A 22,414-nucleotide genomic window follows, 5' to 3' on the forward strand; every position below is an offset into this window, starting at 1 on the left:
TGACCTGTTACTCTGATGGAAATTTGCTGGCTTTACTGTCTGTTGATCCGGCGAATAAGCATGATGTGAGTGTTGTCCGGGAAAAGTTCTGGGTGATTGTTGAGGAGTTTTCCGGCTGTTTTCTGTTTTTGGATAAGGGGTATGTTAACAGGGAACTCGAGGAGGAGTTTTTGAGGTTTGGCGTTGTTTACACGCCAGTAAAGCGGGGGAATCAGATTAGTAATCTGGAGGAGAAGAAGTTTTACAAGTACTTGTCTGACTTTCGCAGGAGGATTGAGACTTTGTTTTCGAAGTTTTCTGAGTTTCTTCTGAGGCCGAGCAGGAGTGTTAGTTTGAGGGGGTTAGCTGTCAGGATTTTAGGGGCGATTCTGGCCGTGAATCTGGACAGATTATACAACTTCACAGGTGGTGGGAACTAGGGTGTGTAATATGATTTTACTTCTACCAATTATCATCGGGAATTTTCCATAAATACAGTTTCAATCTCTTCCACCTCAACTTTGCTGTTTCTGTTTAAATCCTTCCATCTAAGTAGCACAGGTTTTTTGGGTTTTCTTTCTTTGTAGTAAAGTAAACAAGCTTTGGTTCCATACCTGTGAGTTCCAACTATGAAAACCCTGCCATTCTTGGGTTGAATTAGGCAGTAATCTTCTTTCTTCCAAGTGCTTTTATAAATAATCCCATTAAGTTCCATGGTATCTCTTGTAAAGATCGCATTAACAAACTTAGCTGCAGCTTTTCCGAGAACAATCTGGAGATCAGGTGTTTCATTAGAAAACACTTCCCTTGCGATACTCTCATCAATGTCTGTAACAGTTACGAACGGTTCGAAGGTAAAGAAGTACACCCTTTGAGAATCTGCAACTAAAGCGTTTAAACCGTAAACGGCAATTCGCTTAGCTTTAATATCATAACTTCCCAAAATCCCATCCTTTGAGATGAAATGTACCTTATTTGGCGTAATAACCACAGCTAAAGAGTTTGAGGACTCCAAATTTGTTATATTTTCACCTAGCTTGACACTTTGGAAAAGCATGCCATTTAGGGAATAAAGCTCAAGTCTATTATCTATGCTAACGAGAATGTAATCTCCAAGGAACTTAACATCTGCATACACTGGAGAGAAATGAGTATCAAAGAGGCACTCATGTATTTTCCCTTCCTTAAATTCGAGATTTTTCGTCCATAGTATCTTGGTGTCTTTCATCAAACGTAGAGACCCATTCATCAGCAGAACCGCGAGCAAGTTTCTATGAGCATCAAACCTCTTTGGATAGTTGCATGTTGTAAACTTTAAGTTGAGTTCCCCTTGTTTGTCTAGAAACTTTTGAATAACGCTAACACCTTTAACGTAAATTGAATCTCCTTCTATTAGTACTTTAGTTGGGTACACTGAAATGTTAGTTGAGAACAATACTCCATATCTTCCGAGAACGTAAAGTTTCGAATATCCCATAGGTTCAAGATCCACAACAGCTATACGATCTTTCCCTTTAGCAACTAACCACCGTGCAAAATCCCCCACTTTAATTGTGTAGTTTTTTGAGGAGAAATCTCTTAGATTTATCCAAACAATGCGAAGAACCTTCAGCCAAATACCGTTAACAATTTCAGTAGAATTTGTATCCTCAATTGTCACAAGGTACCCTTCAGTAATTCCAGTCCATAGTGGAGCTGGTTTCTTTAATATTAGGTTTCCAGCCTTGTCGAACACGTAAAGGGTATCGTTGGATACTATCACCACAAAGTTTTCAGAAACGTCGACATGTTCTGCTTGTATCTCTACGCTCCATAGGGGATGTATTGTCTCATCTACTGCAAGCACTTCAGAAAATAGACTAAACCCGAGAATTAAAAAAGAGATAAGTCTAATATCTTTCATATTATCTCCTCCTTTATCCAGTTATTAAGCTGACTCCAAGATTGTTAAGCACATCGTCAATAGCAACGTATGTAGATGTTCCTTCATCAGGATCCCACCTATAAAGCAATCCATAGATTTGCACATATCTGTAAGCTTGTCCTTGCCACCAATAGAAAACAGGGGAACCACTGTCTCCAGGAGCTACTTCCATAGTTGTTCTGATTTCGAGACTATTGGAAATGTCAATTATAATTCCACCAGTTAATCCAGTAGTTCTCCCGCTTTTTAGGACAGTAGTTCCAACATATTGGTATTTATACGATTTATATCCTTTGATTGTGTAGTATGGGTAAATCTTAGGACTAACGTCTACAGTTGTTCTTATCCACGCCATATCTCCTTGAGCTGGAGACCAGATCTTGACCTCAACATCCCCAATATAATAACTTGGATCGGAAGTATCTGGCTGATATGCTGGAGCTCCTTCATCCGTACAATGGCCAGCAGTGACCACTCCGGCTATCTCATTTCTCTTTGCTGGAAAACCTAGTGTGCAATAATTATGACCGGGAACTTGGAACTGTACTCCACCCATTAAAGGTCGTACTGGCTCATATCTGGAGAGAGATTGCGTTAACTTGTAATCTTTTTCTAAAGTTAGTGGCTTTAAGTCAATTTTCTCCACAATTACAGCATTCTTTGGTATCCCCAAAGCAGAAAGATGCTCACTAAGTAGCGCTAACTTTTCAGATGATACATTCCTTAGTCCTATTATTAATCGATTTTTAGAGTTTTCGGCACTTAGCCATGTAACTTCAAGTTCTTTGATTTTAAAAAGTTCTCTTGCCTTTTCTTCCCATTTCACTAACTGTTCAAAGCTGTATTTGCCTTTTAAAAACACCACGTTTGCTTTTCCTCTATATTTTTCTAATGCTTTCCTAATTTCTGCCTTATCATTTTCATCCTTCACATACACAAAGATTAATCCCTTCTCCTCATTGATAAACATTCCCCCGTAAGAAGGCAAATTCTTAGAGAATTTCCCGTGAAGTTCATCAATTCCCACTAAATCAGTTAAATCCCTCGCAGCTTGATGGAGAGTCATAGGGTCCGGTTTCTTGAACAGGCCATAAGGCATTTCTTTGAATGCAAACCCTTCAAAACCCTTTGCCTTCTCAGGCTCTTGGCAGTACCACCAAACTCTGGGCTCGCTCTTCTGAACCCACGCTCCATTCTCAAAAACCCAATAATTCACGGGCTGGCAAGCTTTGTCATTGCTATCCTTAACAATACTTGCACTCCCAAAGGAACCCAAAACCAGCAAGCTGAGTAACAAAACACCCAACAACTTCCATTTCATTGCTATCACCACACGGACTTTCATGATATTGTGTGCTCTCGAACTATTTAAGGATTCCTCTTTATACACGTAAAATCACTCAGAAAAAAAAAGTAACTCACAATACCTGTGTTTCTAAAAACAGCCAAGATTAAAGTAGGATAACTTTGAAGAGTAATTTATGTACTGAAGATTATACAATAACTAACATACGGTACCATGGTAGGAAGTCAACTTAGGTTATTCCCTTTGGGCCGTGAAGAACTTAACAAAACAAACATACAACAGAGCTGTTCCAATGCATGCCAATCCGGCCGCAAGGATGGAAACAATTAAAATCATTATCCCGTTTTCAACCACCCACGCAAAGGCCAGCTGCGACAGCGGAATCACCAGTGTCGCGAGGGCGTCAAAGAGTCCCCTTGCCGTCCCGAGGCTTTCGAGGGGGATAACCTTCTGCATCAGGCTGTCAAGGGAGACGTTGAGCATTTCGCCACCAAAACCCACCAGAAAGACAGCAGGGAAGAGCGCTATCACTACCGGAATCCCCACGAGGAGGAGCGCGATGCTCTGGAGGAACATTCCGGCAATCAGCGGTCTTTTCAATCCGGCCCGCTTTCTTCCCGCCAGATATGTCAGTCCGGCCACCGCCACGAGGCTTCCGACCGTTGTTAGGAACTGCAGGAGGCCGTACAGAACCTCGCCCCCAGGGAGCCTCCTCAGCGAGGCGAAGACGAATATCCTGAAAGAGCCCAGGGCGAAGTTGAAGAGGAGCACCGAGGCGAGGACTCCAACCACGAGCCTCTTGTTCACTTGCAATCTCTTCTCTTCTACCTTCTCGGGGGTTCTTTCGCGCTTCACCTCGACGTTCAGGTAGGGGAGGAGCGTGAGCGCACCGATTAAAAGAAGAGCCGCGTCGATGAGCATCGCCCTTATTCCGAGGCGATACGCTAAGAGTCCGGCCAGCGGGAACGCCACCAGCGAGACCGCGTTCCCGACCGTTGCCAGCGTCGCGTTCAGCCTCTGGAGCCCGCTTTCCTCAAGCGTCATGGTGGCTATAATCGAGAAGCCGTAGTAGCGGTGGAGGATGTCGAGTGCCGAGATGCCCGAAACGAGGAGGTAGAAGGCCCAGACGTTTGAGGACAGCGGCACTATCGCAACGGCCAGAAAAGCCTGAAGAAGTAAGATAAGAACGCCAGCCTGACCTTTTTGGTCGTCCTGTCGAGGGTTAGGCCGAGAACGGGAGGGAGGAGGACCCAGGGGAGGTGCGTAAAGAGGACAAAACCGCCTATGCTCAACAGGGAGCCCGTGCTCTGGAGAAGGCTCCATGGCAGGGCGACGCTCTCTATGGCATCGCCTGCAACCCTGAGGGCCGAGGTGAGCAGGTGGAGGCGGTAGAGGCGGCGGGCCATGGAAAACTCCTCCTAGAAAATCCTCTACAAGATAATTCAAAATTATCTTGAAAGAGCACTTCCATAAAGTACCCCGAGACAAAATAAAAGCTCTTGCTCCGGGGATAAGCTGATGAATGGGGAGGAAACCCGTGCAAAGTGTGATATTCTTGTGGGAGGAACTAGATCAGTTGTGTGTTTTGAATATCCATATTTGGCCCCTATAATAATTGCCACTTTCTGTTTATTGCTATGGGTGGGGATCCCATCAGAATTCAATATTGTGTGGATTACACTCTCAAACAATTTGGGAGCATAATTTGTGATCCCCACTGTAACTTCATACTCAACGAGTTTTGTCACCAGTTCATTTTTATTACTAACCAACTCATAATTTACATGGAAATCTTCCAATATGTCGAACATTTTTGGTTCTAGAGTTTTATTACTATATATCAAGAACACAAACATGTCAAGGATATTTCTTCTAGTCTCGTATGTCTTTTGAAGGTCCTCTTGGAGGACATCTGATGTTATATCAGCAATTCCAAGGACATCCGAAATATTGAACACTCCATCTATCAGTGGATTGTTATCTCCCTTCGTTATGATTGAATTCCCCTTAATCTTGACAACCCTATGTAAAATCACCCCATCAAAGTTTCTGATTAGTACAATATCTCCGGGATGGAGCTGGATTTCGGGCTGGAATCTATTTATTGAAACAATATCTCCCTCTTTTATTACCGGGTACATACTATTTCCCGTAACTTTGAGCTTTATAGATCCTTTCTTTTTTAACGCCTCAACACAAAGTGCCTCGAGCTCCTTCCTTCCCATAATTTTCATCATGGATCACCAATTTCCAGTAGATATCCATGTGATGTTAAATCTTCGATGAATGTATACATGTCTCCAATTATTTTTTGCATATCCTCTCCTGTCAGTACATGAATGTGGGTTGCAATCTCATCGAGGGTATAACATTCACATAGAATAAAAATCAGATATCCAATTTCATTGGTTATATGAATATCGCCCGTTTCTGGGTTATATAAAACAATATCTCCATCAGAATTTCTTTGTGAGATTATACTTGGATTTTTTTGTACATTCATCTCATATCACCCGCCTTATTTTTCCCACAGAGTTGACGTTAGTTCCAAATTCCTTGAAAAAATAAAAGCTGGGAATGTCAACTTCACTATTTCACAGTTGTATATATCCATGCCATCTATCCTTCCGCAGGTGGCAAATGCATTTGCTCTACATCCCCCGCCACATATGTATCTAAATACACATGACGAACAATGTGGTAGATATTCGACTTTAGTCTTATTAATAAATTTAGTTGCTTTATATGAATATAATATGAATATAAAATATGGTGCAATTTCTTTTGGGTGATGTTGCCAAGTTTAAACTCTGGATACTCAAGCATTCTACATGGATACACATCACCATTCACGTCTATTAATACCTCAGTTCTCAATGCACCACACGAGATCTTTCTTTGTATCCTCTCAAAATATGCGTTTCTCATGTTTGGGAGGGTGCTCTTTTTGAAGCTGTATCTCGATGTTTTTTCTATAAGCTCTTTTATTGGAACGCTTATTTCCAAGTGACTCTTTGCCCGTCCGACGGGCAGCATTGCTATTAAGTTAATGTTGTGCCTTTGGATCCCAATGTCCTCAAAAAACTGAATTGTATCAAAAATGTTTTCCATGTTATATTTAGTAACAACAACATTTATTGAGACATCTAATCCATGCGAGAGACACATTTTTATGCCTTCAAGGATTTTTGGAAGAATGTATTTCCCCCTAGTTTTCGAGTTTATTTCCTCCAAGTGACTATCAACACTGATTGTCACATGGTTAAAATAATTGGAAATATTGTTTATTATCCTCCTACTTATCAAAACTCCGTTTGTTATTATGGACAATTCTAGACCGAGATTCGTTACATGCTTAGCTATCCTGAAAATGTCCTCTCTGAGCAATGGTTCGCCTCCAGTGAGAACTATCTCCCTTCCTCCATTTTCATGTATCTCATCTATAACTCTAATCCATTCATTAGTTTTTAACTCATTATTCTTTGAAAATGTGTATGTATGATTTTTGTGATCCTTATTATTGTAACAATAGATACATCTAAGATTACATCTATTGGTTAGTTTAACATAATAAATACTGGGCCTTATTTCCATCTTATTTCTATTATTGTGCTCTGAAATGTCTGGAATATTTAGTAATAGGTAATTTGATATCAGTTTGGAAATCACTTTCAGACTTTCTGAATCACTTATAGTGTTACCTCTACTCCTCAATAGTTCCTGTAAAATTTTGACCTCCTTTCGAGTAAGACCAATCCAGCTTGGAACCTCAGGATCAAAGGCTACAAATTTATTATCATATTCAAAAATGACTACTCGTTTTAAGTTTTCAATAGCTTCATGTATTTTTGTTTTTGTCATGCTCTTGCCTCCTTATGGTTGTATAAATTTTTTAAGCTCCCATGAGGCATATATGACTAATAGGGAGGTCACGACAATTGTAGCCAATAACAGGGATAAGGGTGTCTCTTTTACGAACATTTGACTCCTAAGCAGAAATAAGAAATAGGTAGCAGGGTTTAGATAGGTGAGGGGGTGCAAATACTCTGGAATTGCTTCAAGAGGGTAGAAAATTGGGGCGGAATATATCCATACTAAGTTAAGGATACTGATAAGGCTTGAAAATGCGCTTATAGTTTTTATTCTAGTCATTAAAACTATATACATTGCAGAATACATGAAACTGGAAATCAAAATTGTCATGATAACCAAAGGAAGAGATATAGGAGGTATACTTATAGAGAATCCCACGACTGAAATAGATAACATAATCAGGGCCTGTAGGACAGCTATTGTTGATACCCCAAAATCTTTCCTAGTATGTACTGGCTTCTTTTTATTGGTGAAGATAATATGAGCATTATCATATTAGAAAATCTTTCGTTGAATATTGACTGGGTGCACATCATTGAAGTAAACATTACTGTCATCAGCACTATTCCCGGAACGGCGAATGAGGAGTACAGAACTGACATGCCCCTGAACTCAACATAACCGACCACGTTGCTAATTGAAGTCATGAAAAATACAATTAAAATTTTGGTTGAATCAGTAGTGATAATAAAAAAGCCCTTGACTTAGTATACAGTTTGAATTCTCTGTATATAACGGCAGATATCATCAAACCACCTCCAAGTAAATTTCTTCAAGATGTCTCATTCCTAACGTGATATTATACGGCATCACGTTATTATCCGCGAGCATGTAAAACACTTCAGAAATCTCGTTTTCATCTGATAACTTTATTACAACGGTATCTTTTGAAACTTTCTTTCCACCAAGAAGACTAAGTGCCCGACTTAGGGAATCCTCATCATATCAACATGTTCTTTGAGAACATACGTTTAATGTCCTTTGGAGAACCCTCCAGAATCTTTTTGCCCTGATTGATTAGGATAACCTTGTCCGCATTTTGCTCAACTTCATCGAGATAATGCGTCGTCCATAACACGGATCTCTTGGAATCTTTCATAAACTCCCTGATATTCGTCCAGAACTCTTTTCTTCCCAGTGGATCGAGTCCAACAGTGGGTTCATCTAAAACTAAAATTTGTGGATTTACTGCAAATGCCCGAGCTAATTGTGCTCTTCTTATTAATCCTCCTGAAAGTCTCTCAATTGGCTCTTTTTTCTTTTCCAATAATCCAAAGTCGTTTAACACTCTTGTTATGCGAGTCTCACGTTCTTTTTTAGGCAACCCGTACATTTTTAAAAATATATCAATATTATCCCATAGGGACAAGAAATAGTCAAATGTATTATCCTGGGGCACGAATCCAATTTTCTTCTTTATATTCAAGAATGCTTTTTCATTTGTTGGCGTAACACCACATATGGATATGGAACCTGAAGTGGGGGTTAAAAGTCCCATGATGCTTTTTAACATTGTTGTTTTTCCGGCACCATTTGGTCCAATAAGCGCGGTTATCTCGTTCCATTCTACCTCAAATGACACACCGGAGAGTGCAGTGATTCCATTTGGATATTTCATGGTTATATTGTTAACTTTAATTGCTACATCCACGTAATCACCTCCGATAATAGAAATAGAAAAAATTCGGGGGAGGTCACCTAATATTCTGGCCCCCGCCTCCCCCTCCTCCTGCTGCGAGCCCACATCCACAGCTACAGGCGCATCCCAGTATCTCCTCGAGGTCTACTTCAATGAGTAATGGTTGTTCATACCTCAAGTTTTTATCACCTCCAATTGTTGTCACATATGTTAAATACTTTTAATATTTAACTTTTTCGTTTTTAATCTAAGATAAAATCTATTCTTTAGATCAGTGTCTCACCACTGACAAATATTAAGACCTCCACCAGAGCTCTAACGAAAGTGAGCTTAGGCCATCTGAGACCATCTTCAGTCAAGTATTCGGATCGCATGATGAGGTCAAAAAACGTCAATACCTGAAGCCTGAGGCTCCTATTTGTAACCCGGCAAGCATCTTAGCCTGGAAAAGGGGACTTTTTGCTTGATCATTTCAGGGATTGGGTCTTCTGGTTTAAACAACACTTCTAGCGAACGCTAAAGTGAAAAGTCAACCATCACAAGGTTAATAAGTGAACTTCCCTGCATATAACTGGTGGAGCGCGTGAAGTGGGACTTTGATTCTTGGGCCAGAAACTACGATGAAGACGTTGGCAGGGAGGATTGGATCCACGCCGATTATGAGAGGGTTCTAAAGCTCGTGGCCGAAAAAGCTACTGGCACAGTAGTGGACATTGGCTGCGGAACGGGCAACATCCTGCGCTTCCTCAGATGCGAGCGGTACATAGGAGTTGAGCCTTCCCGCGGGATGCGGGTGAGGTTCAGAGAAAAACACAACTTCGAGCCGCTCGATGGGCACTTCCTTAAGCTACCTCTGCCAGATGAGACCGCCGATGCAGTGATAAGCACCTACGCTTTCCACCACGTTCCGGATGAAGAGAAGGAGGAAGCAATAAAGGAGATGCTCCGCATCCTGAAGCCTGGAGGGGCTCTAATAATAGCCGACGTCATGTTCGAGTCGGAGGATGAGAAAAGGCGCATAGGTGAGGAGGATGAAGTACTGGAAGAGGTTCTGGAGGAGTACTTCGCGACCCTTGACCATTTGGGGACGATTTTTGAAAAGTTAAACCTCCGCTGGGAGGCCGAGAGGGTGAACAGGTACGTCTGGGTGGTGGCGGTGGAAAAGAGATCCTAAAGGAGACTTTTCAAAAAAGAAAAGGGTGCTTTTTTCTTTTGAAAGCCTCTCCTTTCAGAGCTGAGAGGATGCCAGGTACTTCACATAGATTAAGGCCTCCTCGCCCCACTCGGGGTAGGGATCTATGAGGGCAACACTCACGAAGCCTTTCTTCTCGTAAAACCGCCTCGTCTCATCGTAGGGCCGGTAGGGAGGTCGCCAGAAGTCTTGACGACGAGGACTTCAAAGCCCCACTCTCTTGCCAGGCTCTCGACGAACTTCAGGAGGGCAGAGCCAATATCTTCCTCCGGTGTTCCCTCTTTACGGCCATCCAGAGGATTTCGAGGGCCTTCTCGTTGATGGGCTTTACCGTTATGGAGCCTAGAACGTTTCCGTTTTCAGCAGTCAGGTAAGTCTCCTCCTTCCTAAGGTCGCGTTCAATGAACCACTCTGGAAGGCCTTTCGCTATCTCGATGCATGCTTGTATCTATGTTTCCGTTTCGAAGGAGTTTGATTCTCATACCTGCATCTCACTTATGGTTCTCAGAAAGAATTATAACTGCAGGTTAGTATTATTAAAACATGCCATTTAGCCCTTTCCACTCAGCTATGGAAATTACGCTCAATACTTCTCTGAATCAGGGTTAGTTTGGGGGAGGTGTTTCTGTTGATAGTTCTTGAGAACCTGTTTCACCGCTATGATTCGACCGTTGCTCTTAATTGAGTTAACCTAGAGGTTTTGGAAAAGGACAACATATTCTGCTTGATGGGTCCCAATGGTGCTGGAAAGACGACTTTGGTCAGGATACTCTCCACACAGCTGAAGCCGACAAGTGGAAAAGCTTATGTTTTAGGTTTTGACGTCATCAAAGAAGCTAATGAAATTAGAAAAAGGATAGCAATTCTACCCCAAGAGGCAAGACCCCCTAAACGAAGCCACGCCATGGGAAATGGTCTATTGGTACTTGGTTTCAAGGGGAGAAAGCTTTTCCGAGGCAAAGAGGAGGACGGAGACTGTTTTAAAAGAACTTAATCTGTGGGAATATAAAGATAAACCATGTCTCAGCCTGTCTGGAGGACTAAAGAGGAGAGTTCTCTTAGCTTTGACAGTTGCAACAAGTGCTGAGCTCGTCTTCCTCGATGAACCCACTTTAGGATTGGATCCACTCTCAAAGCGTGAAACTTGGAGGCTGATTTCAGAACTTAGGGAAGAAACATTCTTCTTTGTGACAACGAACGTCGGTTTAGAAGCAGAAAGTCTGGCTAAAACAGTTGCAATAATCAACAGAGGACGAATAATAGCCAAGGGGAATCCTGAGGAACTAAAAGGGGAGACTTACAAGCACAAGCTAATTTTCACAGACGATGTGGAGATTAAAGGGGCCATAAAGTTTGGGGACAAGAAAATTCTATACTTCAACGAATTTGATGAAATACATGAAATTTTGCGAAAATTAAACTCCTATTCAATTCAGCCAACGGATTTGGAAGATGTTTTTATAGCTTTTTTGGAGGGTGAGCGGAATGAAAGCTAGAGCTATAATTTCAATAGCCTATCTAAACATTACGGGACTTTTAAGAAGCCCCCTCTGGATTGTTCCACAAATTTTAACGCCGATAGCAATGGTTTTGATCCTGTTCATCTTTGGTGGAAAGGATTTAGCATTATACGCTTTGGTCGGTGCTCTGGTTGCTTTGACAGTATCAACGAGTATAAGCCTGTCCCGATTAGTGGTCTTACTCAAGTTTATAGGCTTTCAGGATATTTTTGTTGCCTCCCCCGTGAGCCCTGTAGAATACATGCTTGGCTTGGCTCTTTCACGGCTTTTGGGCGCTTTGCCATCGCTGTTAATCTTTATGGGAGTCTTAGCTTATTTGGGGGTTTTAACATTCTCGAATTTGGCTTTTGTAGTTGGAATTATAATATTTTCATGGCTTTTATCCTCTCTGCTGGCTTTCACGATATCGACAAACATCAAAAATGTTGTCCACGTTGATGCGCTATCAAGCTTGCTCTCAATGACTTTGGTTTTAATTCCTCCCGTTTATTATCCACTGAGCAGATTACCGCCCATATTCCAAAAGCTGGCTTTATTGATTCCAACGACATACATCGCTGAACTTATGAGGATTGTCTTTGGACTATCAAACTCCAGTGCTTCACTCTATGCAACCGGGGCAGCAATATACACAATTGCTTTCTTTGCACTGGTAGCAAAAAACATGAAATGGAGTGAATGAATTAGGCCATTATCTTTGTGTAACTTTTATTCAAAGCGCCTCCTGAACACCAGTACATTGGGCCCTTTGGGGTTATCCCAGACCTCAAAGCCAAGCTCTTTTAGGGGTTCAAGCAATTCCTTTCTCTCTTCAGGCACCATAATTTCAATGTATTTTTGATTTGCGTTTGAAGCTTCATAGCCCATGCAAGGGAGTAGTTGTTCTACATATGGCTTTGAAAGGCGAAACGGTACAAAAGCACTCTCGGAGTCTTTGGGCATCATGAACTTAGATCCATTGCATTCTTTGATAATCGCCTTTTTCTTGAGCCAGTCTAAAGCTTCCGGGACTTTATGAACGAACTTCCATCCTACTGGGATATACTCCTCGTATTCAAGCTCTTCTAAAGAGGCTATTCTGCCGTCGGATGGTTTTGAAGGTTTAATTTCTTCTACAGCTTTTCCCATAATGTAGTAGCGCTTCACAATCTTGAATCCATCCTTCTTTGCCATTGCTATGCTCTCCTTGTTGAGGAAGTAAGTCGAAAACTCCAGAGCGTTTATGAGGCCCTTTTCTGCAAGTTCCTTTCCTTTCTGTATCATGAAATTGTGAATCATTCTTCCAAAGCCCCTGCCCCTGTAGTCGGGGTGTACTCTAAGCCCTTCAAGCCAGCCAACCTTATCGGGTAAAAGAGTCAGCTTTGCCGTTCCGATTACTTTTCCCTCAAGCTCAAGAACATAGAGGTTTCCATCTTCTACCCAGCTATCAAAGACTCTTGCGAGGTAATCTTCACCTTCCCATGTTAGCTTTGCTATTTCTTCGATGAATGGCCTGTCTTCGGGTTTAGCCTCGCGGATGACGGGTTTCATTGGGGTTCACCTAATAATAGCATTGATCCCTTGGACATTTATGCTTTTGCCTCCCCAGAACTTATCTAGGGAGATAATGAAGTCCGCCACAAAAAACTACTCGCTTTTGAAGTCACTACATCTCGATGAGTATTGGGCATTCTCCCTCTTCAAAGCTGTACACCCTACCTTCCCAGCTTCTTCTTTCATCCGTATAGACGACCCTTATCCATCCGCTCTTGAGTCCTTCTTTGTATTTTGCTATAACTTCTGACCTGATAATCTTAACTCCTTCACTGCCTTCCGAAGTTAGGAGGATAAAAAGAGTGCTGTTTTCAAATTTTAAGCCTTTGAATCTATGTCCTTCAGGAATTTTGATTTCTGCAATTTCGCTCAAGTTGTAAGGAGTCACAATGTAGTGCATTCCAACAATATCTCCCTTTTTATCAAAGGTCATAATATAATCCCTGCAGGTTGGGTTCAGAGAGGCTCCATCTATAAGGATGGTTGCGTTCTCAAGATCAAGATTGCAGAAGAAGCAACGAACTTTGAAGGTTTCATGCTTCGTCTTGATTTCCTCGGAGCTATTTAGTGCATGGAACTTGAGGATTACTTGGCCGTCCTCCACGAGGTAGCCTTCGCTCACGAGTTCCCCTGGGTAGTATATGGTGACCTGGACTTCGGCGGTTTTCATTGCTCGGGAAAATACAAAAGCTCCAATAAGCAATAAAAAGAAAAATACAACAACAGCACGCCTAACTATCATATGCCACCACCATGTTCCCTAACTCACAGAATATTCCGTCAATTTCGCTGAAACCCGTTACTGTTGTCCCTTCCACACCACCAAAGAAAACTCCGACGATCCTTGTTGCGGTGGTGTAATACGGTTTTACGAATACCGGTGCACCGCTATCTCTCTTTTTCCACTCCATGCCTACAACCTCTGAAGTGTCCTTTAATCTGACCTCCTCCCCGCCGTGAACGGCGAGATTTAGCTTTAACCCCTCGCCAAGTGCGGGAAGGTTTACGGGCAACTCATAACCTACTCGGCGTTACCACCTTTCGGTTCAGCCCGAGGGGACGGTCTTGCCCCAGTTACCCCTACCGCAAAGCGGATTGGGGTTATGGTTTGGATGTCAAACTTCAGTCTTTGACTGCTTGATAGGGCAGTTTTTGAAGGACGCTGTTAAGCGTCCTAACCACTCCAAGGCGGAGTGGTAACGTAAAACCTTGTCTCATCGGGTTTTTTGAGTGGCCTCTCCGAGGCCTTATTAAAAAGCCAAGACATTTAAGGGTTTCGTCTTTCCAAGGGCTGGTTTTTCAATCACTGCATCCCCACCCTAAAGGGCGAAGCTTTCAAAAGAAAAAAGTAATTTCTCCTTTCAGACTTGGAATCCTTTTGCCCCTTTCTTAGAGGTGGCAATAATGTACAAGCACCTCTTTATTTCCGGATCACCGCTACGTAGCTTTTAACGACTCCTCTTAAACGATTGAAAAGCCTTATACAAAGCTATCCCCAACAAGGACCCAATGTAGAAAAGGACGATAACAACTACCCCACCTGAACTCTCATCGTAGTAGGCTGGACTCAGAATCCTCGCGATTATGGACTGGGCAAATATTGTAAAAGGTGTTACCAAAAGGGTGAAGACTCCAAATTCTCCTGGCGACACACGAACCAATGAGAGGAATAGAGGGGTTGAGAGTAGCGGGAACAAAAATGATAATCCCCAATGATAGCCAGACCCCCTCCGCTCGCGGTTATTAAACCCCCCACCTCGCTTAGGGCAAACACTGTCAGCTCAATGAGCAGGATTATAAAAATAATAGAAAAAGTGTATTCTTTCACCATCATCGGATTTTTGTGCTCTAATGGGGTTTCGTTCATAACATCTCCTCTTTACATATTCATCCTGTCATATCTCCATTACTATGAACTCGAACTGCTCTAAGTGCTTGATACAAAGCGACTCCAAGCAGGAATGAAACAACCGGCATAATGTACGCACCAAATATCAGCACCGGACCGCTATCGCTGTAATCGGAATGGCCGGAGAGTGAACTGATGGCAAATGCGAATACTAACGTTATTAATGGGACAGTTAATGCCAAGACTCCGAATTCCCGGGGGGACACTCTCGTTTTCCACAGGAATGCCAGTGTGAGCACCGAGAGCAAGAATGTGGGATACACGAGTTCGTAGGCCCCGGATAAAAGATACCTTCCTGAAATAGGGTCATAGTGAACCCTTACAAGGGGAATATTGTCTATGGCATTAGGATAATGCTGGGCAAGCTCGGTGATTCCGATTATGGTTAAGATCCAAAGGGGAGAGGCAAGGATTAAAAAGAAAATGGCACTTTTGTGTTCCTTCATGGCTGTTCACCATTTTCTGATTTTGGTAGCGTATCCGTCGTTGTACGGGCTTGAAATGTAGTTGTAGAGGTAGTAATGATCGGGGGTTATGACCCACGGGGAATGATAGTAGAGCGCAACCTTTTCTTCAGCCTGCTCAAAGGATATAACGTCATGATCCCTGTCCTCGTAATGTGCAGAGCCAATAATTTTTCCATTGTAGATTACCCAGAGCCTTACGTGGTGTCTTGGTCCGAATGTTCTGGATGTTGCCATATCGTCTCCTTCCTCCCATCCGCTTCCTCCATATTGTGGAGGATCGTAGATGTATTGATTGGACGCCACTACCCAATCATACCATCCTTCATTTTCCAACACTTCTTTGACCTCGCTTTTTGTCCCACCTTCCCAGACTAAGTTCACAGGATCTGCCTTTTCATAATGAGGGATGCTGAACTCGTCGTACCATACTTTCCACGTCCATCTTGGTAAGTATGGGGGATAATCCCACCAAGGAAACGGATCGTTAGAGGTTGTTAATATCGTTGTTTTGTAGTATGTCCTACTTATAGACTTTCCAGACATTAATGCTTGAGCGCCTTTAGGATACTTCTTCTCCAAAGTTGTTCCACTTACTTTTATCTTTTCAATCCTCGAGAGTTTGCCGACATTGAGTTTATTCCTTAAGTCGTCCCCAGTATAGATTACTTCCCTAATGAGCTCTCCGTTCTTGTATGAAACCTTTTCTATAACAAGAACTTTTACTGTATGCTCCTTTGCCCACTCTTCCCAAGGGTTTTGTGTCTTGTTTGCACTAACAAGGCTAAAAGAACCCAAAATCAACAAACCGAGTAGCAAAACACCAAGCAACTTCCACCTCATTGATATCACCCCACGGATTTTCATAATATTATGTGCGTTCAAACTATTTAAGGATTTCTACTTCATATACGTAAAATCACTCGAAAAAAAAAAGTAATTTCTATCACTTGCGCTTCTGGAAATAGCCGAGATTAAAGCAAAGTAACTTTGGAGAGTGCTTTAACGTGCTGAGAAGTCCACAATAATTAGGACAAGACGTCAGGTAGAAAGGCCTACTTAGGTTATTCCCTCCTGGCCGTGGAGAACTTAACAAAACAAACATACGACAGAGCCGTTCCAGTGCACGCCACTCCAGCCGCGAAGGGTGAAGCAACAAGCACTGCCATCCCTTTTTCAATCATCCATGCAAATATTAGCTACGAGAGCGGGATGACGAGCGTCGCAAGGGCGTCGAAGAGATCCCCACCGTTCCGAGGATTTTGAGGGGGACGCACTTCTGGAAGAGGCTGTCAGCGGAGACGTTGAGGAGCTCTCCACCGGGGCCCACGATAAAGGCGGCCAAAAAAGATTAAGTTAATGAAGTCCTCTTCCTTCCTCTAAGACTTGCCTTTCATGTGAACGATATTAGCTGGTGGAACTATTTTCCAACCACATATTCAAAACCGCCGTTTTTACGGCACTTTTGTTCCCGTAGAGGAGCATCACCCTGTCCATTCCCGGCCCCCAGTACAGTTCTATGTAAACTCCAAGATCCTTCTCAAAGTAGGCTCTCTGGGCAACCTCTCCAGCGGGATCGTGAGATTTAAGCTGTGGAAGGGCTTTCTCCTCGAAACCCAGCTCTTCAATTTTTTCTTTCAACTTGTCATAAACCTCCCAGCCGCATCCCGCCCTATAAACGGCCGCCTCGATCCTTGCCCCCTCTGGAGTCACTCCGCTAACCGAGAGCATATCGTCGGAGAAGGCGCTGCTCCCCCAGGTTTGGTTGAGAATTCTGGTGTGCATGAAGAGGCCCAGCATCTTCCCTGGCGATGGGCCCACCCACAGTGTATGGAACATGAGCTGATTGAGGGTGTACTCAGCTTCATCGATCCGGTCCTGACTGTAAGGTACCTTGAATAAAACAAGGAGGTAGAACCCCCTGAAATACGTTGGTATAAGCGAGTAAAGGGCGTCTTTCTCTTTCCACTGGAATCCGTTTGTGGTGTTTGCTTTGATATCAAACTTTTCTTTGAGCTCTTCCAATGCCCGAGAGGCTGAGTAATAGTCTTGATACACAAAAACTCCCACGTGAGCTCCCGAAACCTCAGAAATCTCGAAAACCTCGCTGGCAAGGCTCCCCTCTGGAGCCGAAAAATCCGGTTCGGTAGGTTTGAGTGAGTAGTCATCTCGAAGGGCCTCAATGAACTGGGAGATAGCTTCACCTGGATCTACACCGCAGAGCGGATCCGAGGGGGCTATTCTTTCGATAGTCAGTAATGAACTGTCGAGGCTCTCTTCTCTAGGAGAAACTGGGGTTGTTGAGGAGGGCGTAGTTGTGGGGGATTCCGTTTGTGATGTTCCGGGCGTTTTCACCCTGTAGTTCCCAAGGCACCCCGAAGCAAGAACCATAAATACCACGAGGATCCCTACAATTTTTCTCATGATGATCACTAATTTTCACTTGGTGTTGAGGCATAAATGTCTTTTTGTAACACCTCTAGTGCCATTTGCTGTGATAAGGTCACTATCAGCTCGCTTGGATTAGTTCGTAGAACAGCTCATCCACGTATTTCCCATCGCTCCAGACGTGGTCTTTAAGCCTTCCAGCCAATATAAACCCGTTCTTTTCGAGGACTCTTATCGAAGCCCTGTTGTCGGCGTGCACCTTCGCCCAGACCTTGTGGAGGTTCAGGTGGTTAAAGGCATAGTCCACCAGAAGGGCCACCACTTCGGTTCCGTAGCCCTTCCCGCGCTCCTCTGGGGCCAGGTAGTAGAATATTTCACCCCACCTCGCCTGGTAGTTCACCCAGTTAAAGCCCCCCACACCAACGAGCTTTCCGCTACCGTTTTCAACCACGGCAAAAGCGGGCATCTTATCCTTGTTCTTCTTCATCTCTTCATAGAACTCCTCTTCTTCCTCAGGGAGGGTGAAATGGGCAGAATTGAAGAGCGCCCTGGCGGTGTTGCGCTCGTTGAACCACTCCCAACTTTTTTGGAGGTCTTCCTTAAGGAGAATTCCGAGCGAGACTTTCTCACCTTTGAGGATGATGGGCCTCATAGCCATCCCTGCTATTGCAACGCAAAAGAGTTTTAAAAAATTTTCATGCAAAGTTATTTTGGTGAAGGGGCATTAGTTTAACCCTGATTTCAGCTTACCAGGTGATTCAGGATGAACATTCTAAAGCTCTACTATGAAGAGGCTCTAAGAACGTTTCACGACTTCGGAGGAAGCGAGGATGATTTTTACTGGCTCGTCGGCAGCTTACTCGCCAGATATCCGTCCTATAGAGAAGAGTTGGAGATCAGAAAGAGGCTCATGGAGATGATAACCGAGGATGTTAAGGGAAAGGTTCTCGACGTCGGCTGCGGGACTGGAGTCCTGACGTTCAAGATGGCCCTAAAAGACGAGGTTGAGATGGTCGTTGGCATTGACAAGAGTCTGGAGGTGATCGAGTTCTGCAACCGCTTAGGGAATAGAGTTACGAAAAAGGCTAAGTTCGCTCAGGGGAACTTTTTGGAGATGAGCCTCGACGAAAAGTTCGACTCCGTAGTGTTCTCCTATACTCTGCACGACTTTGAGCCAGACCCGTTTCTTGAGAGAGCATTCAGAGTGCTCGAAGAAGGAGGGCGCATCATCGTTGGGGACTTCGACATTAACGGTTTGAGAGGGAAAATAAGGGAATTCGCAAGAGAGAAGGGGATGAAGATAGTCAAGGACGTTACCGTTGGCCGGGCGGAGAGCCACGGCGACCTGCGGGAGGCGTTTTTGGCAGTCATCGGGAAATAACTGCCCATGACGCGTGGAGCGTGGAATTCCAACAGCTGGGCGATTGTTTCCGCTTTAATCGCCCGCAGTCCATTCGTACACCGTTCCGCCCGTGAGGTTAAGGAGTTTTTCCGCGATGTCTGGAGGAACTTCGAAGGAATCACCCATTAGCTCTTCCCGGAGCTGGAGCGCGGTATCTTCCCTTTCCTTTCCGCAGGAGCCCTCAAATGGTTTCGTAACGACCACGCGCTCAAGCTTCCCGCTCTTCTCCTCCACCCACCCTATGGTGAACCAGCAGAGGCTCTTCCCGTTTTCGGCGCAATTGAGCTCGATGTCAACCCAGCTCCCGTCGGCCCTAATGAGGGCGAAAGTACTGCTGCACTCGGTGGTCGCGTTCTCTATTCCAAGCTCCCTTAGAATCTCCTGGCGTTTCTCGTAGGAGAAGTGGCTCATAAGTGCGAACTGCGCCGTGGTTCCCGTAACCCCAATGACCTGGTGGGTGGTGTGGTTCACCTTATACTCCACCCATGGAAAGCCCCTTGCCACACTCCAGTTGCTCGGATAATGGGCTATTAGCTTAACATAAACCACGTCCTCGTATCGAGTGTTCCTGAACTCATCGTAGTACACCCAAAACAGCTGCTCCCGCAGGTCGTAGGAGGCCCCAAACCGGCCGTGCACTATGTAATCCACTTTTATCTCCACATTCTCCCCAAGCTTCTCCGCAACGTCGGGCCTCGTCTCCATGAAATGGTTTATCGCGGCGTAGACATCGGCCCCGTATTCCGCCCAGACAAACCGGGTTATCTCCTCCCTCTGGCCGGCATATCTCTCAAGCTCGCCTTCGAGTTTTTCTATTCTGTAGTGGGCGCCAACGAGGAGTGCTACGAGTACCGCGGTTATTAGGAAAAAGGCCGCACTCTTGAACTTTTCATCCATAACCGCCACCAAAATTTAATCGGTCAAAAGTTTATAAAATTACTCCCGCACTGATGTATGTCTCTTATGACCTTAAGATGGACTACTACTCCTGCCACTCCTCTCTGAGGAGCTCGTAGGCAAGGCCATCAACGTACCCATGCCCCGGGATGTAGAAGTGCTTCCTGAACCTCCCGACCAGCTTAAAGCCGTTCTTCTCGAGAACCCTGATGGAAGCTTTGTTCGGCTCGTAGACGATGGTGTGGAGCTTGATGAGGTTCATGTTCTCAAAGGCGAACCTGCACATCAGAGCTAATGCCTCCGTTGCGTAGCCCTTCTCCCAGTGCTCCTTTCCAAGGAAGTACCACACAAAGGCATTCCTCGCCTGCCAATGTATTGCTTCCAGCCCGGAAAAGCCAACGAGCTCTCCTTCGGAGTTCTCCACTATCGCGAAGCTTATGGAGGTGTTCTTGTTCTTTCTATAGACACTGTGAGGTGCGGAGATGATCCCTCGGACACATCTCAAAGTTCTCCGCAAGCTCTATGAAAGGTTAAGTGGGAGTAACGTCAATTGGGTCATTACTGGAAGCCTTGGCTTTGCACTCCAAGGCGTCCCCGTTGAACCTCATGACATTGACATCCAGACGGACAGGGAAGGGGCCTATGAAATTGAGAGGCTCTTCTCTGAGTTCGTGGTCGAGCCCGTCCGATTCAAGGAGAGCGAGAAAATCCGGTCTCACTTTGGAGTGCTGATGATCGATGGGGTTAAGGTTGAGGTAATGGGGGATATTCAAAAGAAAGTCAATGATGAATGGGAAGAACCGGTGGATATAAATAAATACAAACGCTTCGTAGAAGTTGAGGACATGAAAATCCCCGTTTTGGATTTAGAGTATGAGTATCAAGCCTATCTCAAGCTTGGGAGGATGGAGAAGGTGGAGATGTTAAGAAAGTTCTTAGAAGAAAATAAAAAGTAAAACACCCAGCAGTTCCAATCTCATCTTCATACCTCCTTCAAGTTTTCATAACTATTATTGTAATTTCAATTATTTAACTTTTTTGATTTACAATAGTAAAGCTAACTTTGAAAAAAAAAGTAAACACTAAAAAGGCTCATTCCAGAAATCAAAAGAACTTAAAACCTTAAAACTTCAAAATGTAACCAAATTTTTAATTATTTTTCCAAAATTTAAGAGGGAATTATTGAAATAAGTTTTCTAAATATTGTGAAAGCAAATTAGGAATTAAGATTCAAAAGAGAGCTAAAAACGTAACGTTTAACGCCTATGATCCTTCCCAACTGAAATCACGAATTTTTCATTTATCTTGAACGAGGCAACAACCGTTCCAAATGAGAGATAATCAGTGGGAATGCTAAAATCCTTAGTTCTATCGAAATCCACCCTTATTCTTTCGTTTTGACTCCCGGAAAGCTTTAAACTCCGTTTCTCAACGAGAACTTCCAGACCCTTCGGGTTCAGTGGCTTAATATCGAATCTCGACTCTCTCCCATAGTTGAAGATTTCGAGCTCAAACGGATTTTCATGGGCAACCAAATCAAAGCCTCTATCCCCCTCCATAAAAGAAATTCCGGCAACCTCGGCATTGTTCCCTCTTGCCCTGGCTGTCCCCTAAAGTAAACTTTTAAGCGTGTATTGCTCATTATATTGGCAAAAGAAGTCTCATAGAGTTTTTCGCCGTGAAAGCTAACCTTCTTTCTGGAAACCCTAAGCTCAAAGAGAGGGTGGGTTTTGAGAAAGTCCTCGACAAAACTGCCCTTCCCAAACCTGAAAAGCCAGAGCTGCTTCCTTTTAGAGAGTACCGCCGGATAAAAATTAAATTTTTTATAAAGGTTTAGCGCTGCAGTATTGTCGTAATCCGTCATCAGGAACTGAATATTGTGTCCTCTACTCTCGGATATTTTGATGCATTCCTCTACAAGTTTTGTCCCGATGCCCTTTCCTTGGTATTCTGGGCGCACCACTAGATTAACAATCTCTGCGTAAGGAGGAAAAGCCACATCTAGGGTCACCTTTCCGACGACTCTGCTGTCAGACAGCGCTATCAGAACTTTAGAGTATTCTCCCATGCTCGTCCAGATATCCACAAGTCTTGGGCTGAATTTCCAGCCTAACGTGCTATAGAGCTCCTCAACACTTTCTGCAAATTTTTCTCTAAACTCAAGGATTTGAACTTTCATTTGGCATTACCTCAGTTTTTGACTCTTAAAGAAGTATTGCCAGTGAATATATTTAGTACCTTATGATAATATTCAAACTTTTCGTACACTCACTATCCTCCTTGGGTCATTTAACGAAAGCTCTTTCTCATGTGATACTGTTAGGATAACTGGGGCATCACCTCCTGAAGCCACTCAGCAAAATCACCAGGCGGACCACCAAAACTAGA

29 protein-coding genes and 1 pseudogene are annotated in these 22,414 nt (G+C 43.7%); 8 read left to right on the forward strand and 22 right to left on the reverse strand.

Annotation, left to right across the window (positions count from 1 at the left end):
- On the forward strand, positions 1-419 hold a 419-nt coding region (locus GBV73_RS05915; protein ID WP_152880017.1), incomplete at its 5' end, for a transposase.
- A 32-nt stretch (positions 420-451) separates the two neighbouring features.
- Here the strand turns inward: GBV73_RS05915 and GBV73_RS05920 are convergent.
- The 10 genes and pseudogenes from GBV73_RS05920 to GBV73_RS11545 all read right to left on the reverse strand — a co-directional run bounded on the left by GBV73_RS05920 (position 452) and on the right by GBV73_RS11545 (position 7,618).
- Positions 452-1,882, reverse strand: a complete 1,431-nt coding sequence (locus tag GBV73_RS05920; protein WP_152880019.1) for an adenosylmethionine-8-amino-7-oxononanoate aminotransferase — start codon at positions 1,880-1,882, stop codon at positions 452-454.
- A gap of 13 nt (positions 1,883-1,895) precedes the next feature.
- Complete coding sequence (locus GBV73_RS05925; protein ID WP_152880021.1) at positions 1,896-3,224, reverse strand: S1 family peptidase; 1,329 nt, start codon at positions 3,222-3,224, stop codon at positions 1,896-1,898.
- A gap of 219 nt (positions 3,225-3,443) precedes the next feature.
- Positions 3,444-4,355 (reverse strand): MFS transporter, encoded by a 912-nt coding sequence (locus tag GBV73_RS05930; RefSeq protein WP_371717031.1) that lies wholly within the window; start codon positions 4,353-4,355, stop codon positions 3,444-3,446.
- Entirely contained in the window at positions 4,355-4,615 is a 261-nt protein-coding gene (locus GBV73_RS11335; RefSeq protein WP_253910307.1) for a hypothetical protein, read from the reverse strand. Before GBV73_RS11335 ends, GBV73_RS05930 begins: the two co-directional genes overlap by 1 nt.
- 42 nt (positions 4,616-4,657) lie before the next feature.
- On the reverse strand, positions 4,658-5,443 hold the full coding sequence (locus GBV73_RS05935) for a S24/S26 family peptidase (protein WP_172967208.1): 786 nt from the start codon (positions 5,441-5,443) through the stop codon (positions 4,658-4,660).
- Positions 5,443-5,712: a PqqD family protein gene (locus GBV73_RS05940; protein ID WP_152880025.1), complete on the reverse strand. Its 270-nt coding sequence runs from the start codon at positions 5,710-5,712 to the stop codon at positions 5,443-5,445. Before GBV73_RS05940 ends, GBV73_RS05935 begins: the two co-directional genes overlap by 1 nt.
- Positions 5,713-5,727: 15 nt before the next feature.
- Complete coding sequence (locus tag GBV73_RS11535; RefSeq protein ID WP_371717034.1) at positions 5,728-5,988, reverse strand: SPASM domain-containing protein; 261 nt, start codon at positions 5,986-5,988, stop codon at positions 5,728-5,730.
- A pseudogene (locus GBV73_RS05950) lies at positions 5,979-7,070 on the reverse strand (radical SAM protein); the annotation flags it as partial. The pseudogene GBV73_RS05950 and the gene GBV73_RS11535, both read right to left, overlap by 10 nt.
- Before the next feature lie 12 nt (positions 7,071-7,082).
- Positions 7,083-7,478, reverse strand: coding sequence for an ABC transporter permease (locus GBV73_RS11540; protein ID WP_152880029.1), 396 nt, complete (start codon positions 7,476-7,478; stop codon positions 7,083-7,085).
- Between the two features lie 20 nt (positions 7,479-7,498).
- Positions 7,499-7,618, reverse strand: a complete 120-nt coding sequence (locus GBV73_RS11545) for a hypothetical protein (protein ID WP_371717036.1) — start codon at positions 7,616-7,618, stop codon at positions 7,499-7,501.
- Between GBV73_RS11545 and GBV73_RS11345 the strand changes: the two genes are divergently transcribed.
- Positions 7,563-7,703: a hypothetical protein gene (locus GBV73_RS11345; RefSeq protein WP_253910309.1), complete on the forward strand. Its 141-nt coding sequence runs from the start codon at positions 7,563-7,565 to the stop codon at positions 7,701-7,703. The two genes, GBV73_RS11545 and GBV73_RS11345, sit on opposite strands and share 56 nt — an antisense overlap.
- A 319-nt stretch (positions 7,704-8,022) precedes the next feature.
- Here the strand turns inward: GBV73_RS11345 and GBV73_RS05960 are convergent, their stop codons facing one another.
- On the reverse strand, positions 8,023-8,733 hold the full coding sequence (locus GBV73_RS05960; protein ID WP_152880031.1) for an ABC transporter ATP-binding protein: 711 nt from the start codon (positions 8,731-8,733) through the stop codon (positions 8,023-8,025).
- A gap of 562 nt (positions 8,734-9,295) precedes the next feature.
- Here GBV73_RS05960 and GBV73_RS05965 point away from each other — a divergent pair.
- The gene (locus GBV73_RS05965) at positions 9,296-9,895 is read left to right on the forward strand and encodes a class I SAM-dependent methyltransferase (RefSeq protein WP_371717032.1); all 600 of its coding nucleotides are present in this window, start codon (positions 9,296-9,298) and stop codon (positions 9,893-9,895) included.
- 259 nt (positions 9,896-10,154) lie between these two features.
- On the opposite strand, the gene GBV73_RS11550 is transcribed toward GBV73_RS05965, so the two are convergent.
- Positions 10,155-10,361 (reverse strand): GNAT family N-acetyltransferase, encoded by a 207-nt coding sequence (locus GBV73_RS11550; RefSeq protein ID WP_371717037.1) that lies wholly within the window; start codon positions 10,359-10,361, stop codon positions 10,155-10,157.
- 252 nt (positions 10,362-10,613) lie between these two features.
- On the opposite strand from GBV73_RS11550, the gene GBV73_RS05975 reads away from it, so the two are divergent.
- The 3 genes from GBV73_RS05975 to GBV73_RS05985 are packed head-to-tail and all read left to right on the forward strand — an operon-like array spanning position 10,614 to position 12,115.
- On the forward strand, positions 10,614-10,907 hold the full coding sequence (locus tag GBV73_RS05975) for an ATP-binding cassette domain-containing protein (RefSeq protein ID WP_152880035.1): 294 nt from the start codon (positions 10,614-10,616) through the stop codon (positions 10,905-10,907).
- Positions 10,825-11,409 (forward strand): ATP-binding cassette domain-containing protein, encoded by a 585-nt coding sequence (locus GBV73_RS05980; protein WP_152880037.1) that lies wholly within the window; start codon positions 10,825-10,827, stop codon positions 11,407-11,409. The genes GBV73_RS05975 and GBV73_RS05980 overlap by 83 nt, the downstream gene beginning before the upstream one ends.
- Complete coding sequence (locus tag GBV73_RS05985; RefSeq protein ID WP_152880039.1) at positions 11,399-12,115, forward strand: ABC transporter permease; 717 nt, start codon at positions 11,399-11,401, stop codon at positions 12,113-12,115. Before GBV73_RS05980 ends, GBV73_RS05985 begins: the two co-directional genes overlap by 11 nt.
- Positions 12,116-12,141: 26 nt before the next feature.
- On the opposite strand, the gene GBV73_RS05990 is transcribed toward GBV73_RS05985, so the two are convergent.
- From GBV73_RS05990 to GBV73_RS06025, 7 genes are all read right to left on the reverse strand, one after another.
- The gene (locus GBV73_RS05990) at positions 12,142-12,963 is read right to left on the reverse strand and encodes a GNAT family N-acetyltransferase (protein ID WP_152880041.1); all 822 of its coding nucleotides are present in this window, start codon (positions 12,961-12,963) and stop codon (positions 12,142-12,144) included.
- Positions 12,964-13,078: 115 nt separating this feature from the next.
- On the reverse strand, positions 13,079-13,708 hold the full coding sequence (locus GBV73_RS05995) for a hypothetical protein (protein WP_152880043.1): 630 nt from the start codon (positions 13,706-13,708) through the stop codon (positions 13,079-13,081).
- Entirely contained in the window at positions 13,698-13,979 is a 282-nt protein-coding gene (locus GBV73_RS06000) for a hypothetical protein (RefSeq protein ID WP_152880046.1), read from the reverse strand. The genes GBV73_RS05995 and GBV73_RS06000 overlap by 11 nt, the downstream gene beginning before the upstream one ends.
- Positions 13,980-14,853: 874 nt before the next feature.
- A complete protein-coding gene (locus tag GBV73_RS06005; RefSeq protein ID WP_152880048.1) occupies positions 14,854-15,321 on the reverse strand; it encodes a hypothetical protein in 468 nt (155 codons plus the stop codon).
- 6 nt (positions 15,322-15,327) lie between these two features.
- Complete coding sequence (locus GBV73_RS06010) at positions 15,328-16,182, reverse strand: hypothetical protein (protein WP_152880050.1); 855 nt, start codon at positions 16,180-16,182, stop codon at positions 15,328-15,330.
- Positions 16,183-16,746: 564 nt separating this feature from the next.
- Positions 16,747-17,763, reverse strand: coding sequence for a hypothetical protein (locus tag GBV73_RS06020; protein WP_152880062.1), 1,017 nt, complete (start codon positions 17,761-17,763; stop codon positions 16,747-16,749).
- A gap of 85 nt (positions 17,764-17,848) precedes the next feature.
- Positions 17,849-18,385 (reverse strand): GNAT family N-acetyltransferase, encoded by a 537-nt coding sequence (locus GBV73_RS06025; protein WP_253910310.1) that lies wholly within the window; start codon positions 18,383-18,385, stop codon positions 17,849-17,851.
- A 105-nt stretch (positions 18,386-18,490) separates the two neighbouring features.
- Between GBV73_RS06025 and GBV73_RS06030 the strand changes: the two genes are divergently transcribed.
- Complete coding sequence (locus GBV73_RS06030; protein ID WP_152880052.1) at positions 18,491-19,108, forward strand: class I SAM-dependent methyltransferase; 618 nt, start codon at positions 18,491-18,493, stop codon at positions 19,106-19,108.
- Between the two features lie 54 nt (positions 19,109-19,162).
- On the opposite strand, the gene GBV73_RS06035 is transcribed toward GBV73_RS06030, so the two are convergent.
- The gene (locus GBV73_RS06035) at positions 19,163-20,035 is read right to left on the reverse strand and encodes a hypothetical protein (protein ID WP_152880054.1); all 873 of its coding nucleotides are present in this window, start codon (positions 20,033-20,035) and stop codon (positions 19,163-19,165) included.
- Between the two features lie 76 nt (positions 20,036-20,111).
- Positions 20,112-20,543 carry a GNAT family N-acetyltransferase gene (locus GBV73_RS06040; protein WP_152880056.1) on the reverse strand — a complete coding sequence of 144 codons (432 nt, stop codon included), beginning with the start codon at positions 20,541-20,543 and terminating at the stop codon, positions 20,112-20,114.
- On the opposite strand from GBV73_RS06040, the gene GBV73_RS06045 reads away from it, so the two are divergent.
- Entirely contained in the window at positions 20,509-20,982 is a 474-nt protein-coding gene (locus tag GBV73_RS06045; protein WP_152880058.1) for a nucleotidyltransferase domain-containing protein, read from the forward strand. The two genes, GBV73_RS06040 and GBV73_RS06045, sit on opposite strands and share 35 nt — an antisense overlap.
- Before the next feature lie 500 nt (positions 20,983-21,482).
- Here GBV73_RS06045 and GBV73_RS06050 read toward each other — a convergent pair whose 3' ends face one another.
- Complete coding sequence (locus tag GBV73_RS06050; protein ID WP_152880060.1) at positions 21,483-22,205, reverse strand: GNAT family N-acetyltransferase; 723 nt, start codon at positions 22,203-22,205, stop codon at positions 21,483-21,485.
- Positions 22,206-22,414: the final 209 nt, after the last annotated feature.

Source organism: Thermococcus sp. 101 C5 (assembly GCF_009372125.1).
In the GTDB taxonomy this organism is placed as follows: domain Archaea; phylum Methanobacteriota_B; class Thermococci; order Thermococcales; family Thermococcaceae; genus Thermococcus_A; species Thermococcus_A bergensis.

Coding starts and splice junctions, on each gene's coding strand:
- GBV73_RS06030 (WP_152880052.1), top strand. CDS start 18,491: ATGAACATTCTAAAGCTCTACTATGAAGAGGCTCTAAGAACGTTTCAC.
- GBV73_RS06045 (WP_152880058.1), top strand. CDS start 20,509: ATGATCCCTCGGACACATCTCAAAGTTCTCCGCAAGCTCTATGAAAGG.
- GBV73_RS06005 (WP_152880048.1), bottom strand. CDS start 15,321: ATGAAGGAACACAAAAGTGCCATTTTCTTTTTAATCCTTGCCTCTCCC.
- GBV73_RS05920 (WP_152880019.1), bottom strand. CDS start 1,882: ATGAAAGATATTAGACTTATCTCTTTTTTAATTCTCGGGTTTAGTCTA.
- GBV73_RS05980 (WP_152880037.1), top strand. CDS start 10,825: ATGGTCTATTGGTACTTGGTTTCAAGGGGAGAAAGCTTTTCCGAGGCA.
- GBV73_RS06020 (WP_152880062.1), bottom strand. CDS start 17,763: ATGAGAAAAATTGTAGGGATCCTCGTGGTATTTATGGTTCTTGCTTCG.
- GBV73_RS05985 (WP_152880039.1), top strand. CDS start 11,399: ATGAAAGCTAGAGCTATAATTTCAATAGCCTATCTAAACATTACGGGA.
- GBV73_RS05940 (WP_152880025.1), bottom strand. CDS start 5,712: ATGAATGTACAAAAAAATCCAAGTATAATCTCACAAAGAAATTCTGAT.
- GBV73_RS05925 (WP_152880021.1), bottom strand. CDS start 3,224: ATGAAATGGAAGTTGTTGGGTGTTTTGTTACTCAGCTTGCTGGTTTTG.
- GBV73_RS11335 (WP_253910307.1), bottom strand. CDS start 4,615: ATGGCCCGCCGCCTCTACCGCCTCCACCTGCTCACCTCGGCCCTCAGG.
- GBV73_RS05995 (WP_152880043.1), bottom strand. CDS start 13,708: ATGATAGTTAGGCGTGCTGTTGTTGTATTTTTCTTTTTATTGCTTATT.
- GBV73_RS05935 (WP_172967208.1), bottom strand. CDS start 5,443: ATGAAAATTATGGGAAGGAAGGAGCTCGAGGCACTTTGTGTTGAGGCG.
- GBV73_RS11540 (WP_152880029.1), bottom strand. CDS start 7,478: ATGTTATCTATTTCAGTCGTGGGATTCTCTATAAGTATACCTCCTATA.
- GBV73_RS06025 (WP_253910310.1), bottom strand. CDS start 18,385: ATGGCTATGAGGCCCATCATCCTCAAAGGTGAGAAAGTCTCGCTCGGA.
- GBV73_RS11545 (WP_371717036.1), bottom strand. CDS start 7,618: ATGATGTGCACCCAGTCAATATTCAACGAAAGATTTTCTAATATGATA.
- GBV73_RS11345 (WP_253910309.1), top strand. CDS start 7,563: ATGAGCATTATCATATTAGAAAATCTTTCGTTGAATATTGACTGGGTG.
- GBV73_RS05990 (WP_152880041.1), bottom strand. CDS start 12,963: ATGAAACCCGTCATCCGCGAGGCTAAACCCGAAGACAGGCCATTCATC.
- GBV73_RS06050 (WP_152880060.1), bottom strand. CDS start 22,205: ATGAAAGTTCAAATCCTTGAGTTTAGAGAAAAATTTGCAGAAAGTGTT.
- GBV73_RS06010 (WP_152880050.1), bottom strand. CDS start 16,182: ATGAGGTGGAAGTTGCTTGGTGTTTTGCTACTCGGTTTGTTGATTTTG.